Raw genomic sequence first — 17,783 nt, 5'->3', positions numbered from 1 at the left:
CATGATGGGCAGAACGATCTTTATCGACCCGGGGCGCTGCATCGGCTGCCAGGCCTGCGTCTCCGCCTGCCGGGAATGCGACTCGCACCGCGGCAAGTCGATGATCCACCTCGACTACACCGACGAGGGCCGGTCCGTCGCCTCCCTTCCCACGGTCTGCATGCACTGCGAGGACCCCGTTGCCCCGTGCGCCGAGGTCTGCCCCGCCGACGCGATCCTGGTGACCGCGGACGGGGTGGTGCAGCAGGCGGACACCACCCGCTGCATCGGCTGCGCCAACTGCGTCAACGCCTGCCCCTTCGGTGTCCCGAAGATCGACCTCCAGGCCAAGCTCCAGATGAAGTGCAACCTCTGCTACGACCGCACCGCCTACGGCCTCGCCCCCATGTGTGCCACCGTCTGCCCGACGGGAGCGCTCTTCTACGGAACCGTCGAGGAACTCCAGGCCGAACGCCCCGGCGTCCAGGTCGCCGACACCTTCGTCTTCGGCGAGAGCGAGGTCCGCACCGGCGTCGCCATGGTCGTCCCCGCCGACAAGGTCCAGTGGCCGGTGCCCGGCGGTCTGCCCGTCGTGGAGGTCAACGGTAAGGACGTCCGCCGATGAACGGCACCGACCAGCCGTCCTCCGGGGACCCGCGTGAGGCCCTGCGTGACCGGATCGCCGCGGACTCCCTCACCACCAGGCGCGACTACCTGCGGATTGTCGCCACCGTCTCCGGCGGACTCGCCGTCGGCGGACTCGGCGTCGCCTCCGGCATCCTCCCGCGCCACGGCGACCCCGACGACGCCAAAGCACTCGCGCCGAAGAGGATCAGCGCCCAACTGCTGCCAGGGGAGTCCGTCGCCTTCCGCTATCCGGACGAGGAGGATCGCGCGGTCGCCGTCCGGCTCAATGACGGGACCCTCGTCGGCTACTCGGCGATCTGTACGCATCTCGCCTGCGCCGTGCTCTGGCGGAAGGACCGGGGCCCCGAGGGCGAGCTGTACTGCCCCTGCCACGAAGGCGTCTTCGATGCCCGTACCGGCGAGGTCACCGCGGGACCGCCACCCCGGAGACTGCCCAAGGTGGTGCTCGCCGAGCAGACCGACGGCAGTATCTGGGCGGTGGGCACCACCCACTCCGGCGAGAGCATCGAACAGGGAATCTGCCGCCGGCTGGGCGAGGACCGCTCGGACCTGGCCTCCCGGATCGGCTGCCCCGGAGCGAAGAGGGGTGCCGAGGCCCCTGCGGCGTCCGGCATCTCCCACCCCTCGCGTACCTCCCTCCCCTTGGTCACGAAGGCCACCTCGGCCACCCAAGCCGGTGACGCCGAGATCCACGGGAGGGCGACATGACCACCTCCCAGCAACCCGACCCGCAGCAACCCGACCCGCAGCAACCCGACCCGCAGCAGCCCGACCCGCAGCAGCCCGACCCGCAGCAGCCCGCCTCCCAGCAGTCCGACCCCGGTCGGCACTACCCGGAGTACCACCCGGGCAGCGCCCGGCCCGAACTCAACCGGCCCGTACATGAGCGCTACCCGCAGATCCGGGCCACCAGCGGTTACGGCGACCCCCGCGTCCGCCACACCGGACCGGGACCGGGAGCCGGCAGCGACCAGGAACCGGAGCGCTCCTCGAAGCTCACAGCCCGGCTGACCCTGGCCATGACCGTGGTCATCGGACAGCTCTGGGGCCTGACCGTCATCATCGACGAATGGATGAAGGGCAACTCCGGCACTGCCTGGTGGGGGGCCGGTTTCCTCTGCCTGTCGTTCCTCGTCGTGCTCGGCCTCTGGGCGCTCGACCCGAAGGACCGCTGACCACGGCCGCGCCGCTGAGCGCAGCCGTGTCCTGGAGGGCAGCCGCGCCGCTGAGCGCAGCCGTACCCCGGAGGGCAGCCGCGCCCTGGAGGACAGCCGTACCCTGGGGGTATGAGTACCGCCCCCGCCCCCGGACCGCGCGATTCGAAGCAGGACCCGTCGGACCGGCCGAAGCCCAAGCCGGCGCTGATCTTCGACGATCCGCTGGACCAGCAGTCCGCGGACGACACGGACCGGGGATGGGGGGAGCGGGCCCCTTCCGGCGGCAGCGCCTCCGACCTGGCCCGTTTCCTTGACGAGAAGCCGCCGCACCACGTCTGACCCCGAGCCCCGGGCAGCCACGCCCCGGAGCGGCGTCCTACTCCTTGTGCTCCTGTCCCGATGGCCGGCCGCGGTTCTCCCCGGCCGGGCCGACGCGCTGCGAGACCAGTGCGTCGCGGATCTCCTTGAGCACCTCCAGTTCGCTGACCTCCAGCGTCTCCTGCACGCCCTCCTTCGCCGCCAGCACGGCCGCGCGCCTGGCGAGGTACTTCGCCATCGGCAGGACCATCAGGAAGTAGACGACGGCAGCGGTGATCACGAAGCCGAGGGTGGCGCTGAGTACCGAACCCCACAGGATCCGGATTCCCTCGGTCGCCTCGCCCGACTTCGGGTCCGTCACGCAGGGGCCCTTGAGGCAGGAGCTGTAGTTCTCCAGATCCTTGGTGCCAAACGCACCGACGAGCGGATTGATGACGCCCTTGACGATCGTGTTCACGATGTTGGTGAACGCGGCGCCGATGACGACGGCGACCGCCAGGTCGATGACATTGCCGCGCATCAGGAAGGCCTTGAAGCCGTCCAGCAGACTGACCTTCTTCTTCGCGCTCAAGGGTGAGCCATCCTTCGTATATGCCGTAAAGGGAGCAAATTTCTCCGCAACCTACGGCAGTACAAGGTGATACAACCCAATTTCGCGTCTTCGTCAGGCGGGATGATGGTCCGCCAGTGCGGATCAGCACAGAATCACCGCAAGCCCGGCCGAGACTCCCGCACCTGCCAGCGTCGCGGCCGTGGCTCGTGGCACCGACAGCACCACGAGTGCCCCGTTGAGTGTCCCGTTCTCCATCGAACCGTCGGCGGACGTCTCTGGTACCTGGGCCACCCGCGCACCCTTCGCCAGCACCCGGGCGTCGGTGTCGGTCCCGGTACCGGACGCGATCACATCGACGCGGTCTCCCGGCCGCAGGAGCCGGACCGTCGCCGCATCCGCGATCCGGACCGGTGCTGATACCAGCCGGACCGGCGGCGCTGCCCGCTCCCGTGCCGTCCCGGCCGCGCCGGTCGCCACACCGGACGCCTCGTGCCCCGTGCCGTCGCCGCCCCCTCCGAGCCCCGAAGCGGCCAGCGCGACAGCCGTCAGGGCCAGCCCGGCAGCCATCGCGTGCCGTCGGCGCCATACCGCCCTTCGCAGCCGGTGCCCGCTGCCCCCGCGCACTCGCAGCGGCGGGAACGCGGGCACCCCGCAGGGTGCGGGCGCGGGTGCGCACATCAGCGGAGAACCGGAGGGTGGAGCGGACTGCGATGAAACGGGTGAGCCGGATGAGCGCATGTCAAACACCGCCTGGGACAAAGAAGGTGGGGCATCGAGCGGCCCCGGATGAACAGGCCTCACGATCCGGCATTCGAGAGCTTCCCGCTGAGCCCTGTGGACGGCTCAGCCCATGTGGAGAACTCCCTCACCCATCCGCGCCCTACTCCAACTGCCTACTCCAACTGCGTGAGCCAACTGCCTGAGCCGGCGGCCCGAGTCAGAACGGCCCGAGTCAGAACGGCCCGAGTCAGAACGGCCCGAGCCGGCGACCCGAGCAAAACGGACCCAGCCCCACCCCGCCGCAGCCCCCGGCAGCCCCGCCCCAGCACCAACCCCGCCCCAACAACCCGCCCCACCCCGCCTAGGGCAGCTCGATCCCCGTGTCGATTCCGTCCAGCGCATGCGCGCACGGGCAGTCGCGGTCCGCCTCCGCCGGCAGTGCGGCCACCACGTCGAAGAGGACCGAGCGCAGCCGGTCGACGTTGGCCGCGAACACCTCGAGCACCTCGCCGTGGGAGACGCCCTGGCCGGTCTCCGCGCCCGCGTCCAGGTCCGTCACCAGCGTCATCGTCGAGTAGCAGAGCCCCAGTTCGCGGGCGAGGACGGCCTCCGGGTGCCCGGTCATGCCGACCACCGACCAGCCCATCGCCGCGTGCCAGCGCGATTCCGCCCGGGTCGAGAAGCGCGGCCCCTCGATGACCACCAGGGTGCCGCCGTCCACGGGCTCCCAGTCCCGGCCCCGGGCCGCCGCCAGCGCGGCCTTGCGCCCCTTGGGGCAGTAGGGGTCGGCGAAGCTCAGATGCGCCACGTTCGGCACCACTCCGTCCGCCCGGGTCTCCCCGTCGTAGAACGTCTGGGTGCGGGCCTTCGTACGGTCCACCAGCTGGTCCGGTACGAGGAGTGTTCCCGGCCCGTACTCCGGCCGGAGCCCGCCGACCGCGCACGGGCCGAGCACCTGGCGTACGCCGACCGAGCGCAGCGCCCACAGGTTGGCGCGGTAGTTGATGCGGTGCGGCGGCACATGGTGGCCGCGTCCGTGCCGGGGGAGGAAGGCGACCCGGCGCCCGCCGATCTCGCCCATGAAGACGGAGTCGCTGGGCTCTCCGTAGGGGGTCTCCACGCGAACCTCGGTGACGTCCTCCAGGAAGGAGTACAGCCCCGATCCGCCGATCACACCGATCTCTGCGTTCACCATGCGATCACACTAGCGGGGCCGGAAACGCCGAGAACCCCGCCGAGTGGATCAACGGGGTCACGGGCGAAGCGGATGGGGCGGCGGTTCAGGCAGCCGACGAACCGCTCGACGAAGACGAAGACGAGGACGAAGCCGTAGAAGACGACGACGAAGAGCCCGAAGTGGAGGACGTCGACGACGAAGAAGAGGCCGAGGACTTGGAGTCCGACCCCGTCGAGGACGACGATCCGGAATCGGAGGCCTTCGCGGCGGCCGGTGCGGGCGTGCTGCTCGACGAGGAGCCGCGGCTGTCGTTCCGGTAGAAGCCGGAGCCCTTGAAGACGATGCCGACCGCCGAGAACACCTTCTTCAGGCGTCCTTCGCAGCTCGGGCACACCGTCAGGGCGTCATCGGTGAACTTCTGCACCGCTTCGAGGCCCTCGCCACACTCGGTGCACTGGTACTGATAGGTCGGCACTTGTTCCTCCTGGCACTCTGACTCAATGAGTGCTAACGACGCTCCATAGTGACGTATTCCGCCGGATCAGTCCACCGTGACCGGCCCGCGGTGACCGATACCACGTGCCACGGTCCGCCCCGAAGTGCTCGGGACGAGCCTGGAACGCAGCGCCAGCAGGGTTATCAGCGCCAGCCCCGTACCCACCAGCGGCACCAGGAATCCGGTGCTCGCGCCGTGGGCGTCCGCGAGTTGCCCGGCGACCGTCACGGCCGCCGCCTGCCCGAGCGCGACCGCACCCGTCAGCCAGGTGAACGCCTCGGTCCGGGCGGACGCCGGCACCAGCGCCTCGACCAACGTGTAGCCGCTGATCAGGGCGGGCGCGATGCAGAGCCCGACCAGCAGCCCGAGCCCGGCGAGCAGGGGCACGGAGTGCACCGCCCACAGGCCCGACGCGGTCAGGGTCAGCGCCGCGTATCCGGCGATCAGCCGACGCCGCGGCCCGGTCTTCCAGGCGATGGCCCCGCAGGCGATCCCGGCCAGCATGTTGCCGGCCGCGAAGATTCCGTACAGCACCCCGTTCGAGCCGGGGCTGCCGATCTCCTCGGCGAAGGCGGTCAGCGAGACCTGCATGCCGCCGAAGACCGCGCCGATCCCGAGGAAGGCCACCGCGAGCACGCGTACGCCGGGTACGGACAGCGCGGAGGCGTGCCGTGGGGAGCCGGGGGACGCGGCGCCGCGCACGGTCGGCTGGGTGGCGCGCTGTGCGGCGAAGAACAGCCCGCCGACCAGCGTCAGTACGCCTTCCGCGATGAGTCCCGCCGCCGGATGCACCCCGGTGCACAGTGCGGTGGCGATGACGGGGCCGATGACGAAGGTGAACTCGTCCGTCACCGATTCGAAGGCGGCGGCGGTGGACATCAGCGGGGAGGCCGCACGGCCGGGCGCCGCCCCGAGCACGGCCGCCCAGCGGGCCCGCACCATCGGGCCGATCTGCGGGATGGAGGCACCCGTCGGCACGGCCGCCAGGAACAGCGCCCAGATCGGCGTGTCCGCCAGCGCGAGCGCCGTCAGGGCCGTCACGGAGATGGCGTGCACCAGGACGCCGGGCAGCAGTACGGCCCGCTGCCCGAACCGGTCGGCGAGCTTGCCGGTCTGCGGCGCGAACAGGGCCATGGAGACGCCGCTCACGGCCGCGACCGCGCCCGCGCTGCCGTAGGAGCCGGTGGTGTGCTGGACCAGCAGGACGATGCCGATGGTCAGCATGGCGAAGGGCTGCCGTGCGGCGAAGCCCGGCAGGAGGAAGGTCCACGCACCGGGGGTGCGCAGCAACTGCCCGTATCCGGGGCGGTCGGAGACCGTGGACGCCACGGTCCATGCCTTTCTGCCGCCTGGTGGCCGTGCTCCTGCGGGACAGGCCGGCACGTGTGTGCGGACCTGGTCAGGGGCTGCCGAGAGCTGTCCTCTTCGCGCGGAACTGCGGTAGATGCCGGGCGCTCGCAGCAGAGGCGGAGGACGCCACGACCGCCATACGGTCGCGCCAGCTCTGCGTCAGGCAGAGTTGGTCGATCAAGATCGTTGAGTAATCGGTGGGTCTGAATGCGGTGAAACTGAGTACGTTGGATGTGCATCCGGTGGCTCAGTCACTGCCGGATACGTGCGGTACGGCGGTGCGGCACCGGAGTGCGCACAGCTGCACGGAGCGTGGGCAGGTTTTCCCGATAGTACAGGCATGGTCCCGTATGTACCTGCGATTGCGTGCCGGTCACCGTCCGTAACCTGTGAACGCGGGTGCGTTCTCACTGATGCGCCTTCGCTTCACGAGCCTTCGCGTCACGGTCCTCGGCCTCGCGGGCCTTCGCTTCACGAGTCCTTGCCTCGCGGGCCTTGGCCTCCCGGGCCTTCTTCTCGTGTGCCCTTGCCTCGTCCGGCGTCCGGCCCAGGTTCTTCACGGCCCTGAGCGCATGGGAGACGTGCGGTCCGGCGAAGTGCTCCCCGGCGGGGTTCCCGTCGGTCCCCAGCCAGCCGGCCAGCTTGCCGCCCTGGCCGACCGCCCGCAGCCGTGCCTCGGCCGCGTCGCGCACCGGATCGGTCGCCACCACCAGCAGCTCGTCCCCGCGGCGCAGCACGGTCGGCGGCGTCGGGACGAAGCTCTTGTCGTCCCGTACGACGAGGGTGACCGCGGCCCCCGCGGGCAGCCGCAGTTCGCCGACCTCGACGCCGTGCATCTTCGACTTGGCGGGGATGGCCACCGAGAGCAGATGTCCGCGCAGCCGTTCCAGGGGCGCCGACTCGACGCCCAGGTCGGCTGCCTCGGACGGGTCCTCGGCGATCTTGAGGGCCTTCGCGAGCCAGGGCAGGGTCGGGCCCTGGATGAGGGTGTAGACGATGACGAGCACGAAGACGATGTTGAAGACCCGGGTGGAACCCTCGATTCCGGACACCATCGGAATGGTCGCCAGGACGATGGGCACGGCGCCGCGCAGCCCGGCCCAGGACATCAGGGTCTTCTCCTGCCACGGCATCCGGAACGGTGCCAGGGAGAGGAAGACCTCCAGTGGCCGGGCCACCACGGTGAGCACCAGGCCCACGACGACGGCGGGCCAGAAGTCGTCGAGCAGGTCGTGCGGGGTGACCAGCAGTCCGAGCAGGACGAACATGCCGATCTGGGCCAGCCAGCCGAGTCCGTCGGCGAAGCCGCGGGTGGCGGGCCAGTGAGGCAGCTTGGCGTTGCCGAGGATCATCGCCGCGAGGTAGACGGCGAGGAAGCCACTGCCGTGCACCATGGCGCCCGCCGCGTACGCGGACACAGCGATCGCCATCACGGCGATCGGGTAGAGGCCGGAGGCGGGCAGCGCCACATGCCGCAGCCCGAACGAGCCGAGCCAGCCGACCGCGATGCCGACGGCCGCGCCGATCGCCAGCTCCAGTGCTATCTCGCCGACCAGTGCGTACCAGCTGTCCACCGGTCCGACGGTCGAGAAGGCCACCACCAGGATCACCACGGGGGCGTCGTTGAAGCCGGACTCGGCCTCCAGGACACCGGTGATCCGGGCGGGCAACGGCACCTTGCGCAGGACGGAGAAGACCGCCGCGGCGTCCGTGGAGGAGACGACCGCGCCGATGATCAGCGCCTGCCGCCACTCCAGGCCGACCAGGTAGTGCGCTCCGGCGGCGGTCACGCCCACGCTCACCGCGACACCGACGGTCGAGAGCATCGCCGCCGCGGGGAGGGCGGGTCTGATCTCTTTCCACTTGGTGCCGAGGCCGCCCTCGGCGAGGATCACGACCAGGGCCGCGTACCCGATGACCTGCGTCAGTTCCGCATTGTCGAACTTGACGTCGAAGAGCCCGTCCTGCCCTATGGCGATGCCGATGCCGAGGTACAGGAGCAGGCTCGGGAGCCCGCTGCGTGACGAGATCCGTACCGCCGCCACCGCGACGAGCAGGACAAGTGAGCAGACGAGCAGGAGCTCGTTGAGCGCGTGGACAGTCAGTGGCCGGTCCTTCCCTGCGAACGCCTGCCGGATCGTTTTCCGGCGGCCAGTACTTCGTTACCTTACCTAATCTTTAACGCTTTCTTGATGCGTTCGAGTGCTCGTGCGAGTGCTACGCAATTCGAACCATGCCGATACCGCGTCAGAGGGGGTTCGGCGCTGCGCCTATGGTTGCTCCTGCACTCCCAGGACCACCCTGCCCCTCGAAGGACAGCGATGCCCGCCAACACAACCGCCTCTTCCGGCTCCACCGGTACCGCCGGTGGCGGGCCGCGCAAGAAGAAGGGGCGACGCGCCCGCCTGATCGTGATCGTCCTGGTGCTGGCGCTTGTCGCGGGTATCGGATATGGCACGTTCTGGTCCGTATCCACCGTGCGGGCCTCGTACCCGCAGACCAACGGGACCGTCCGGCTCGCCGGCCTCGACAGCAATGTCGCGGTGAAGCGCGACAGCTACGGGGTTCCGCAGATCTACGCCGACTCCGACGCCGACCTGTTCCGTGCCCAGGGATTCGTCCAGGCACAGGACCGCTTCTGGGAGATGGACGTCCGCCGTCACATGACGGCCGGACGGCTCTCCGAGATGTTCGGGTCCGGTCAGGTCGAGACGGACTCCTTCCTGCGCACGCTGGGCTGGCGCAAGATCGCCCAGGAGGAGTACGACAAGGTCCTGTCCGCGGAGACCAAGAAGAACCTCCAGTCGTACGCGGACGGGGTGAACGCCTACCTCCAGGGCCGCGACGGCAAGGACATCTCCGTCGAGTACGCGGCGCTCGGCCTCACCAACGACTACAAGCCGACGAAGTGGACCCCGGTCGACTCGGTCGCCTGGCTGAAGGCCATGGCCTGGGACCTCCGCGGCAACATGCAGGACGAGATCGACCGTTCGCTGATGACCAGCAGGCTCGACGCGAAGCAGATCGAAGACCTGTACCCGCCCTACCCGTACGACAAGCACAAGCCGATCGTCGCCGAGGGCGCGCTCTCCCCGGTCACCGGGAAGTACGACCCGCAGGCGCCGCGGTCGGAGGGCCCCGGCTCGTCGACCGTGCAGGGCGCGACGGCGGGTCTCAACACCCAGCTCGGCGCGCTCTCCGACACCCTCGACGAGATCCCTTCGCTGCTCGGCCCGAACGGCACCGGCATCGGGTCGAACTCGTGGGTGGTCTCGGGCAAGTACACGACGACCAACAAGCCACTGCTCGCCAACGACCCGCACCTGGCGCCGCAGCTTCCCTCGCTCTGGTACCAGATGGGGCTGCACTGCCGCGCCGTCTCGGCCACCTGCAAGTACGACGTCGCCGGCTACACCTTCTCCGGCATGCCCGGTGTGATCATCGGTCACAACCAGGACATCGCCTGGGGCTTCACCAACCTGGGCGCCGACGTCACCGACCTCTTCCTGGAGAAGGTCTCCGAGGACGGCTACCAGTACGACGGCAAGGTGAAGCCCTTCATCACCCGCGAGGAGACCATCAAGGTCGCGGGCGGCAGGGACCGGCGCATCACCGTCCGGGAGACCAACAACGGGCCGCTGGTCTCCGACCGCAGCGGCGAGCTGGAGAAGGTCGGCCAGAAGGCGCCCGTCACCAACGCCGCCCCGGACCGTGCGGACGGCTACGGGGTGGCGCTGAAGTGGACCGCGCTGGAGCCCGGCAAGTCCATGGACGCGGTCTTCGAGCTGAACCGGGCCAAGGACTTCACGTCCTTCCGCGCGGCGGCCGAGCACTTCGAGGTTCCCTCGCAGAACCTGATCTACGCCGACACCAAGGGCCACATCGGCTACCAGGCCCCCGGCAGGATCCCGGTCCGCAAGTCCGGCGACGGCACGATGCCCAGCCCCGGCTGGTCCTCGGAGTACGGCTGGAAGAAGGACCCGATCCCCTTCGACGAGCTGCCGTACGAGTACGACCCCAAGCGCGGGTACATCGTCACCGCCAACCAGGCGGTCGTCGACGAGGACACGTACGCGCACATGCTCACCAAGGACTGGGGCTACGGCTCCCGCAGCCAGCGGATCAACGACCTCGTCGAGTCGAAGATCAAGGGCGGCGGGAAGATCTCGACCGACGACATGCAGAAGATGCAGATGGACAACACCAGCGAGATCGCCGCACTGCTGGTGCCCGAGCTGATGAAGATCAACATCTCGGACAAGTACGTCCGCGAGGCGCAGAAGCTGCTGGAGGGCTGGGACTACACCCAGGAGTCCGACTCCGCGGCGGCCGCCTACTTCAACGCGGTCTGGCGCAACATCCTCAAGCTGGCCTTCGGCGACAAGCTGCCCAAGGAGATGCGCGTCGAGGGCGAATGCCTGAACGTGCCCCCGGCCAAGAGCTCCGGCCCGGTCGACGAGCAGAACAGGCTGGTACGCGAATGCGGTCAGCGTGCTCCCGACTCGGCGCAGCCGGACGGCGGCGACCGTTGGTACCAGGTCGTCGAGAACCTCATGGAGAAGCCGGACAGCGACTGGTGGAAGGCGCCGGCGAACCGCAAGGACAGGGCGACCGAGAACCGTGAGGAGCTCTTCGCCCGCGCCATGGAGGACGCCCGCTGGGAGCTGACGGCCAAGCTCGGCAAGGACGTCACCACCTGGAGCTGGGGCCGGCTGCACCAGTTGACCCTGAAGAACCAGACCCTCGGTACGGAGGGGCCCGGACTGCTCCAGCGGGTGCTCAACCGGGGCCCGTGGAACCTCGGCGGCGGCGAGGCCGCGGTGAACGCCACCGGCTGGAACGCGGCCGGCGGCTACGAGGTCGTCTGGGTTCCGTCGATGCGGATGGTCGTCAACGTGGGGGACTGGGACAAGTCCCGGTGGATCAACCTCACCGGCGCCTCCGGGCACGCGTTCAGCGCGCACTACACCGACCAGACGGACAAGTGGGTCAACGGCGAGCTGCTCGACTGGTCCTTCGGGACGAACGCGGTGGCCGGGGCGACGAAGGACACGCTGACACTGAAGCCGTAGGGCGGGCTCCCGGCGCTTCAGCCGTCACCGAAGCGCCGGGACCCGGCCGGTGTCACCACCGCGTCCACGGGGTGGTCGTGCGGTTCCTCCGGGACCCGTGCGGCCACCTCGTCGTCGTACAGCAGGACGATCAGCGCCGGATGCGCACCGGCCGCCGAGAGCCGTGCCAGCACCCGGTCGTAGCTGCCGCCGCCGCGGCCCAGCCGCATCCCGCGCCCGTCCACCGCGAGGCCCGGCAGCAGCACCACGTCCGCCTCCAGGACGGCGTCGGGGCCGAGCCGCTCCCCGTCCGGCTCCAGCAGCCCGCGACCGGCCTTCGCAAGGCTCCCGGCGCCCTCGTACGGCGCCCAGTCCAGGTCGTTGTCCGGCAGGAGCACCGGCAGCAGCACCCGTACGCCCCGCGTGCGCAGCGCGTCCAGCAGGGCGCGGGTGCCCGGTTCGCGCCCCACGGAGACATAGGCGGCGACGGTACGGGCCCCGGAGAGCTCGGGGAGTTCGAGTGCGCGACGGGCCAGAACCGCGGCGGCCCGCTCGATGTCCTCCTCCGTCAGGAGGCGTCGTGCGGCCAGCAGTTCACGCCGCAGCAGCGCCTTTGCGGACATGTCGGTGTTCAATCGGGCACCCATAGATCTCTCGTACTGTCGTATATGAGTACAAAGTTAACCGGAGGATCATCTTCCGCCCATGTGCGCCGGTTAAGGTTCTGCGCATGACTCAGTCGAACCCCAGGATCAGCAAGGCTGTCATCCCGGCGGCGGGCCTCGGTACCCGCTTCCTGCCGGCCACCAAAGCCACTCCCAAAGAGATGCTGCCTGTCGTCGACAAGCCCGCCATCCAGTACGTCGTCGAGGAGGCGGTGGCCGCCGGACTCTCCGACGTACTGATGATCACCGGTCGCAACAAGCGTCCCCTGGAGGACCACTTCGACCGTAATTACGAACTGGAGTCCGCGCTCACCCGCAAGGGCGACGCCGAACGGCTGCGCAAGGTCCAGGAGTCGAGCGACCTCGCCACCATGCACTACGTCCGCCAGGGCGACCCGCGCGGCCTCGGTCACGCGGTGCTGTGCGCGGCGCCGCACGTCGGTGACCAGCCGTTCGCGGTACTCCTCGGCGACGACCTGATCGATCCCCGCGACCCGCTGCTGGCCCGCATGGTGGAGATCCAGGAGCGCGAGGGCGGCAGCGTCGTCGCCCTCATGGAGGTCCCGCGCGAGCTGATCCACCAGTACGGCTGCGTGGCCGTGGAGCCCACCGCCGACGGCGATGTGCTGCGGATCACCGGCCTGGTCGAGAAGCCCGAACCGGCCGACGCGCCCAGCAACCTCGCCATCATCGGCCGCTACGTCCTGGACCCCGCGGTCTTCGAGATACTGCGCCGGACCGAGCCGGGCCGCGGTGACGAGATCCAGCTGACCGACGCACTCCAGCTGCTCGCCGAGGACGAGAAGATCGGCGGCCCGGTGCACGGCGTCGTCTTCAAGGGGCGCCGCTATGACACCGGCGACCGGAGCGACTACCTCCGTGCCATTGTCAGGCTCGCGTGCGAACGTGAAGATCTGGGCCCGGAGTTCCGGACCTGGCTCCGCAGTTACGTCACCGAGGAGATGTAGACCTTGAGCAGCACGATCTGGTCGGTCGACGAGCACCTGGAAGACATCCTCACCGCGGTGCAGCCACTCGAACCCATCGAGCTGCAACTGCCCGAGGCGCAGGGCTGCGTCCTGGTCGAGGACGTCGTGGTGGAGATCGCCCTGCCGCCGTTCGACAACAGCTCGATGGACGGTTACGCGGTCCGCGTCGCCGATGTGGCGGGCGCCACCGAGGAGTTCCCCGCGGTCCTCACCGTCATCGGCGACATCGCGGCGGGCGACGCCGGACTTCTCGGCGGCCAGCGGGTGGGTCCGGGCGAGGCCGCCCGCATCATGACCGGCGCCCCGCTGCCCGCCGGCGCGGAGGCCGTGATCCCGGTCGAGTGGACCGACGGCGGCACGGGCGAAGGCCCCGCCGCCGCGATGCGCGCCCACCGCGACGCCCCGGAGGGCGCGCGCGGCGAGGTCCGCGTCCACCGCCCGGTCGAGGCCCGCGCCCATGTCAGGGACCGCGGCAGCGACGTCCGGCCGGGCGATCTGGCGCTGCGCGCCGGTTCGGTGGTCGGGCCGCCGCAGATCGGCCTGCTCGCGGCGATCGGCCGCTCGACGGTGAAGGTGCGGCCCCGGCCGCGCGTCGTCGTCATCTCCACCGGCAGCGAACTGGTCCAGCCCGGCGAGGAACTGAGCGGCGGTCAGATCTACGACTCGAACAGCTTCGCGCTGACGGCCGCCGCGCGCGACGCCGGAGCGATCACCTACCGGGTCGGCGCCGTCACCGACGACGCCGAGACGCTGCGCGCCACGATCGAGGACCAGTTGATCCGCGCCGACATCGTCGTCACCACCGGCGGCGTCAGCGTCGGCGCGTACGACGTGGTCAAGGAGGCCCTGTCCTCGGTGGGCGACGAGGACGAGCCGGGGGGCGGCATCGACTTCCGCAAGCTGGCCATGCAGCCCGGCAAGCCGCAGGGCTTCGGCTCCATCGGCCCGGAGCACACCCCGCTGCTGGCGCTGCCGGGCAACCCGGTCTCCAGTTACGTCTCCTTCGAGCTGTTCGTACGGCCCGCGATCCGCACCCTGATGGGCTTGCCGGACGTGAACCGCCCCACCACCAGGGCCACCCTGGTCAGCGACAAGGCACTCTCCTCGCCCGCCGGCAAACGGCAGTTCCTGCGCGGGACGTACGACGCCCAGGCGGGCACCGTCACTCCCGTGGGCGGTTCCGGATCGCATCTGATCGCCGCCCTCGCCCAGGCGGACGCGCTGATCGTGCTGCCCGAGGACGTCACCTCCGCCGAGCCCGGCACGGACACCGAGGTGATCCTGATCCGCTGACCCGCACCAGGTGGCGGTACGGTGTCTGCCGCTGTGCCTTCCGGGGGACACCCCCCGGACCCCGGGCCCGCACCCCGGTGCGGCTCAGGGGCAACCGGCGCCCTACCGCTAGGCGGAGTTAGTTGAGTACGCAGAACAGGCTGACGCATATCGACGAGGCGGGCGCCGCCCGCATGGTCGACGTCTCCGAGAAGGACGTCACCGCGCGCGTCGCCCGTGCCAGCGGCCGGGTCCTCGTCTCGCCGCGTGTCATCGAACTGCTCCGGAGCGAAGGAGTCCCCAAGGGCGACGCCCTCGCCACCGCGCGCATCGCCGGGATCATGGGGGCCAAGCGCACCCCCGACCTGATCCCCCTCTGCCACCCGCTCGCCGTCTCCGGCGTCAAGGTCGACCTGAGCGTGGCCGACGACGCGGTGGAGATCCTCGCCACCGTGAAGACGACGGATCGCACGGGCGTGGAGATGGAGGCACTGACCGCGGTGTCGGTCGCCGCGCTCACCGTCGTCGACATGATCAAGGCGGTCGACAAGGCCGCGGTCATCACCGACATCCGTGTCGAGGCGAAGTCGGGCGGAAAGTCCGGCGACTACCTGCGCACCGCACCCGGCGGAGCGGACGCATGACCACGCCGCACACACCGCCGTCCGCCTACCGCGCCCTCGTGGTGACCGCGTCGAACCGCGCCGCCGCCGGGGTCTACGCCGACAAGGGCGGCCCGCTGATCGCCGAGGCGCTGACAGCGCTCGGCTTCACCGTCGACGGGCCGCGGGTCGTCCCCGACGGTGATCCGGTCGAGCAGGCGCTGCGGGCCGGCGTGGCCGCCGGGTACGACGTCATCGTCACCACCGGCGGCACGGGCATCTCGCCCACCGACCGCACCCCCGAGGCGACCCGCCGCGTCCTGGACCTGGAGATCCCCGGCATCCCCGAGGCGATCCGTGCCGAGGGCCGGGACAAGGTCCCCACGGCCGCGCTCTCGCGCGGTCTGGCGGGCGTGGCCGGCCGCACCGTCGTCGTCAATCTGCCCGGTTCCACCGGCGGAGTGCGTGACGGGCTCGCGGTCCTGACCCGACTTCTGGTGCACGCCGTCGACCAGCTCCGCGGCGGCGATCACCCCCGACCCGGGAGCCCGAGCTGAACGTCCCGACCTGGCCGGTGACCCTGGTGGACGGCGATGTCGCCCTCCGGCCGATAAAGCTGCGAGACCAGACCATGTGGCGCGAGGTCAACCGGCGCAACCGGGACTGGCTGCGCCCCTGGGAGGCGACCGTGCCGCCGCCCGCCCCCGGCGGTCCGGTGGCCCGGCGCCCCACGTACCGGCAGATGATCCGCCATCTGCGGGCCGAGGCCAACGCCGGCCGGATGCTGCCCTTCGCCATCGAGTACCAGGGCCGGCTGGTCGGCCAGCTGACCGTCGCCGGGATCACCTGGGGCTCGATGTGCTCGGGGCATGTCGGCTACTGGGTCGACCGGGAGGTGGCGGGCCGCGGGGTGATGCCGACCGCTGTCGCCCTCGCCGTCGACCACTGTTTCCGCACGGTCGGACTGCACCGGATCGAGGTGTGTATTCGCCCGGAGAACGCGCCCAGCCGGCGGGTCGTGGCGAAACTCGGATTCCGCGAGGAAGGGATCCGGCCCCGCTATCTGCACATCGACGGTGCCTGGCGGGACCATCTGATCTACGCGCTCACCGCCGAGGAGGTGCCCGACGGACTGCTCCGTAGGTGGCGGCGGGCCCGGCCCGCTCACCCTGAGCATCGCACTTAATGAAATATATGTTCGAAATCGATCGCGGTTTGACTGCTAAGGGACACGCAAGCGTCGACTGTTGATCCGACTGTGGATCCGAACAGTCACAAAAAAAGTCTGTGATATCAGCCGGATCGTGCGACACGCCGCGCCAATTGGCGGATGCCTCCATGCAAACCCCTCTACGGTGTGAGATGTGAGCAGCAGCGGCCTCATCTACGCAGTCATCGTCGGGGCCTGGGCCGCCTACTTGGTGCCGATGTGGCTCCGCAGGCAGGACGAGCTCAACGAGGCCCGTCCGACGGAACGCTTCAGCACCGCCATCCGGCTGCTGTCCGGACGGGCGGCCATGGAGCGCCGTTATGCCAAGGGGCTGCAGGAATGCACCGACGATGAGGCGGCGCCCGACGCCGGCCCGGACGTGAGCACGGACCGAATGGATTCCGTCGACGTCCGGAACTTTTCCGCGCCTCCGGCGCACACCGAGGTCCGGGTGCACGACCCGGCTCGTACTCCGGAGCGCGGTCCGAAGGAGCGCCCGGCCAGGGAACGTTCCGTATCCCCCTCCGTCCCCGAATCCGCAACCTTCCGGCGCTCGCGCCCCGGCGGGATCGATGCCGAACGAGCCCGGCGTGCGCAGCGCACACAGGTTCTCGCGCGTCGTCGGCGTACCACCGTCGTCCTCTTCCTCGGCTTCACGCTCGGCGCGGTCGTCGCGGCGGTCGGCGGCCTCGGCTTCCTCTGGGCCCCCGCGGTTCCCGCGGTGCTGCTGAGCACGTACATCGTGCATCTGCGTACCCAGGAGCGGCGCAGGTTCGCCTTCACCATGGACCGGCGACGGGCCGAGGTGGCGGCGCAGCGGCTCCGCGAGAACCGCCCGCGCAGGCACCAGCCGGCCGCGACGGCTCCCGCGGAGTCCGACGAGGACCCCGAGGCGCGCCACCCCGTCCCCGAGCCCACCCCCACGGTCTCCCCGCAGGAGGCCGGCCGCCGCGCCCTGGTCGAGCAGACGGACCACGCGGAGTGGGTGGACCAGCAGCGCGAACGCGGCCGGGTCCAGGGCGACAGCTGGGAGCCGGTCCCGGTCCCGCTGCCGACCTATGTCACCGCCCCGGTCGCCCCGCGCGCCACGGGCGGCGTCGAGGTCGGCAACCCGGAGACCTGGAGCGCGGCCCGCTCCAGCACCGCCGAACCCACCCATCCGGCCGACCCGAACCCCGCGGCGCCCGCCACGGACCCGGCGCCGCGCCGGCGCACCAACCAGTCCCGCCGCTCCCGCGACCGGGGCCGGACCCCCCTCTTCGACCAGTGCGACGAGGGCGACCGCCCCCGGGCGGCCAACGAGTGAGGCAGCCGCCCCGCCCCGCCCCGCGCCGTGACGCCGGCTCGGGCTGACCGGCGCGGAACGGATTTCCGAGCACCCCGGTGAGGGTGCTAAAGTTTCACTCGTTGCAAGGGCCTGTGGCGCAGTCTGGTAGCGCACCTCGTTCGCATCGAGGGGGTCTGGGGTTCAAATCCCCACAGGTCCACCGCACGGCTGTTCTTGAGTTAGCTCAGGAATGGTGACGAGATCCCGTCCGATCGCAAGATCGGGCGGGATCTTCGTCGTTTCGGGGGTCGTTCGATCCGTGTTCGGGG

General features: G+C 70.3%; 18 protein-coding genes and 1 tRNA gene. 12 read left to right on the top strand and 7 right to left on the bottom strand.

The annotated features are described in order from the left end of the window. Position 1: 1 nt before the first annotated feature. From FHX80_RS11000 to FHX80_RS10985, 4 genes are all read left to right on the top strand, one after another. Entirely contained in the window at positions 2-604 is a 603-nt protein-coding gene (locus FHX80_RS11000) for a 4Fe-4S dicluster domain-containing protein (protein WP_145764033.1), read from the top strand. Next, entirely contained in the window at positions 601-1,335 is a 735-nt protein-coding gene (locus tag FHX80_RS10995) for a QcrA and Rieske domain-containing protein (protein ID WP_145764032.1), read from the top strand. The genes FHX80_RS11000 and FHX80_RS10995 overlap by 4 nt, the downstream gene beginning before the upstream one ends. Next, the gene (locus FHX80_RS10990; RefSeq protein ID WP_145764031.1) at positions 1,332-1,802 is read left to right on the top strand and encodes a hypothetical protein; all 471 of its coding nucleotides are present in this window, start codon (positions 1,332-1,334) and stop codon (positions 1,800-1,802) included. Before FHX80_RS10995 ends, FHX80_RS10990 begins: the two co-directional genes overlap by 4 nt. A gap of 111 nt (positions 1,803-1,913) precedes the next feature. After that, a complete protein-coding gene (locus tag FHX80_RS10985) occupies positions 1,914-2,123 on the top strand; it encodes a hypothetical protein (protein WP_145764030.1) in 210 nt (69 codons plus the stop codon). A gap of 37 nt (positions 2,124-2,160) precedes the next feature. On the opposite strand, the gene FHX80_RS10980 is transcribed toward FHX80_RS10985, so the two are convergent. From FHX80_RS10980 to FHX80_RS10955, 6 genes are all read right to left on the bottom strand, one after another. Further along, positions 2,161-2,622 carry a large conductance mechanosensitive channel protein MscL gene (locus FHX80_RS10980; RefSeq protein ID WP_244318550.1) on the bottom strand — a complete coding sequence of 154 codons (462 nt, stop codon included), beginning with the start codon at positions 2,620-2,622 and terminating at the stop codon, positions 2,161-2,163. A 174-nt stretch (positions 2,623-2,796) separates the two neighbouring features. Next, a complete protein-coding gene (locus FHX80_RS10975) occupies positions 2,797-3,333 on the bottom strand; it encodes an RcpC/CpaB family pilus assembly protein (RefSeq protein ID WP_244318217.1) in 537 nt (178 codons plus the stop codon). Between the two features lie 403 nt (positions 3,334-3,736). After that, the gene (locus FHX80_RS10970) at positions 3,737-4,570 is read right to left on the bottom strand and encodes an S-methyl-5'-thioadenosine phosphorylase (RefSeq protein WP_145764028.1); all 834 of its coding nucleotides are present in this window, start codon (positions 4,568-4,570) and stop codon (positions 3,737-3,739) included. A gap of 85 nt (positions 4,571-4,655) precedes the next feature. After that, on the bottom strand, positions 4,656-5,027 hold the full coding sequence (locus FHX80_RS10965) for an FmdB family zinc ribbon protein (protein WP_145764027.1): 372 nt from the start codon (positions 5,025-5,027) through the stop codon (positions 4,656-4,658). Between the two features lie 66 nt (positions 5,028-5,093). Next, positions 5,094-6,377, bottom strand: a complete 1,284-nt coding sequence (locus FHX80_RS10960; RefSeq protein WP_145764026.1) for an MFS transporter — start codon at positions 6,375-6,377, stop codon at positions 5,094-5,096. A gap of 428 nt (positions 6,378-6,805) precedes the next feature. Then, the gene (locus FHX80_RS10955; RefSeq protein ID WP_244318216.1) at positions 6,806-8,443 is read right to left on the bottom strand and encodes a potassium/proton antiporter; all 1,638 of its coding nucleotides are present in this window, start codon (positions 8,441-8,443) and stop codon (positions 6,806-6,808) included. A 276-nt stretch (positions 8,444-8,719) separates the two neighbouring features. Between FHX80_RS10955 and FHX80_RS10950 the strand changes: the two genes are divergently transcribed. After that, positions 8,720-11,470, top strand: coding sequence for a penicillin acylase family protein (locus FHX80_RS10950; RefSeq protein ID WP_145764024.1), 2,751 nt, complete (start codon positions 8,720-8,722; stop codon positions 11,468-11,470). Positions 11,471-11,487: 17 nt separating this feature from the next. Here the strand turns inward: FHX80_RS10950 and FHX80_RS10945 are convergent, their stop codons facing one another. Beyond that, a complete protein-coding gene (locus FHX80_RS10945; RefSeq protein ID WP_244318215.1) occupies positions 11,488-12,096 on the bottom strand; it encodes a 5-formyltetrahydrofolate cyclo-ligase in 609 nt (202 codons plus the stop codon). An 83-nt stretch (positions 12,097-12,179) separates the two neighbouring features. Here FHX80_RS10945 and galU point away from each other — a divergent pair, with 83 nt between their 5' ends. The 7 genes from galU to FHX80_RS10910 all read left to right on the top strand — a co-directional run bounded on the left by galU (position 12,180) and on the right by FHX80_RS10910 (position 17,674). Further along, positions 12,180-13,082 carry a UTP--glucose-1-phosphate uridylyltransferase GalU gene (gene galU / locus FHX80_RS10940; RefSeq protein WP_145764023.1) on the top strand — a complete coding sequence of 301 codons (903 nt, stop codon included), beginning with the start codon at positions 12,180-12,182 and terminating at the stop codon, positions 13,080-13,082. 3 nt (positions 13,083-13,085) lie between these two features. Continuing rightward, positions 13,086-14,396 (top strand): molybdotransferase-like divisome protein Glp, encoded by a 1,311-nt coding sequence (glp, locus tag FHX80_RS10935; protein ID WP_145764022.1) that lies wholly within the window; start codon positions 13,086-13,088, stop codon positions 14,394-14,396. 122 nt (positions 14,397-14,518) lie between these two features. After that, a complete protein-coding gene (moaC, locus tag FHX80_RS10930) occupies positions 14,519-15,019 on the top strand; it encodes a cyclic pyranopterin monophosphate synthase MoaC (protein ID WP_145764021.1) in 501 nt (166 codons plus the stop codon). Then, positions 15,016-15,534 (top strand): MogA/MoaB family molybdenum cofactor biosynthesis protein, encoded by a 519-nt coding sequence (locus FHX80_RS10925; protein ID WP_145764020.1) that lies wholly within the window; start codon positions 15,016-15,018, stop codon positions 15,532-15,534. Before moaC ends, FHX80_RS10925 begins: the two co-directional genes overlap by 4 nt. Positions 15,535-15,551: 17 nt before the next feature. Beyond that, positions 15,552-16,163 (top strand): GNAT family N-acetyltransferase, encoded by a 612-nt coding sequence (locus FHX80_RS10920; RefSeq protein ID WP_145764019.1) that lies wholly within the window; start codon positions 15,552-15,554, stop codon positions 16,161-16,163. Positions 16,164-16,341: 178 nt separating this feature from the next. Continuing rightward, the gene (gene sepX / locus FHX80_RS10915; protein WP_145764018.1) at positions 16,342-17,493 is read left to right on the top strand and encodes a divisome protein SepX/GlpR; all 1,152 of its coding nucleotides are present in this window, start codon (positions 16,342-16,344) and stop codon (positions 17,491-17,493) included. A 107-nt stretch (positions 17,494-17,600) separates the two neighbouring features. Then, positions 17,601-17,674: transfer RNA gene (locus FHX80_RS10910), tRNA-Ala, on the top strand. The last annotated feature ends 109 nt before the right edge of the window (positions 17,675-17,783 follow it).

The sequence above is a fragment of the Streptomyces brevispora genome, from assembly GCF_007829885.1.
In the GTDB taxonomy this organism is placed as follows: Bacteria; Actinomycetota; Actinomycetes; order Streptomycetales; family Streptomycetaceae; genus Streptomyces; species Streptomyces brevispora.
The sequence above is the reverse complement of the archived record's forward strand: the minus strand, read 5'-3'. Positions and strand labels throughout refer to the sequence as shown.

Coding starts and splice junctions, on each gene's coding strand:
- FHX80_RS10945 (WP_244318215.1), bottom strand. CDS start 12,096: ATGGGTGCCCGATTGAACACCGACATGTCCGCAAAGGCGCTGCTGCGG.
- FHX80_RS10995 (WP_145764032.1), top strand. CDS start 601: ATGAACGGCACCGACCAGCCGTCCTCCGGGGACCCGCGTGAGGCCCTG.
- FHX80_RS10980 (WP_244318550.1), bottom strand. CDS start 2,622: ATGCGCGGCAATGTCATCGACCTGGCGGTCGCCGTCGTCATCGGCGCC.
- FHX80_RS10950 (WP_145764024.1), top strand. CDS start 8,720: ATGCCCGCCAACACAACCGCCTCTTCCGGCTCCACCGGTACCGCCGGT.
- FHX80_RS10970 (WP_145764028.1), bottom strand. CDS start 4,570: ATGGTGAACGCAGAGATCGGTGTGATCGGCGGATCGGGGCTGTACTCC.
- FHX80_RS10975 (WP_244318217.1), bottom strand. CDS start 3,333: ATGTGCGCACCCGCGCCCGCACCCTGCGGGGTGCCCGCGTTCCCGCCG.
- galU (WP_145764023.1), top strand. CDS start 12,180: ATGACTCAGTCGAACCCCAGGATCAGCAAGGCTGTCATCCCGGCGGCG.
- FHX80_RS10985 (WP_145764030.1), top strand. CDS start 1,914: ATGAGTACCGCCCCCGCCCCCGGACCGCGCGATTCGAAGCAGGACCCG.
- FHX80_RS11000 (WP_145764033.1), top strand. CDS start 2: ATGATGGGCAGAACGATCTTTATCGACCCGGGGCGCTGCATCGGCTGC.
- FHX80_RS10990 (WP_145764031.1), top strand. CDS start 1,332: ATGACCACCTCCCAGCAACCCGACCCGCAGCAACCCGACCCGCAGCAA.
- FHX80_RS10925 (WP_145764020.1), top strand. CDS start 15,016: ATGACCACGCCGCACACACCGCCGTCCGCCTACCGCGCCCTCGTGGTG.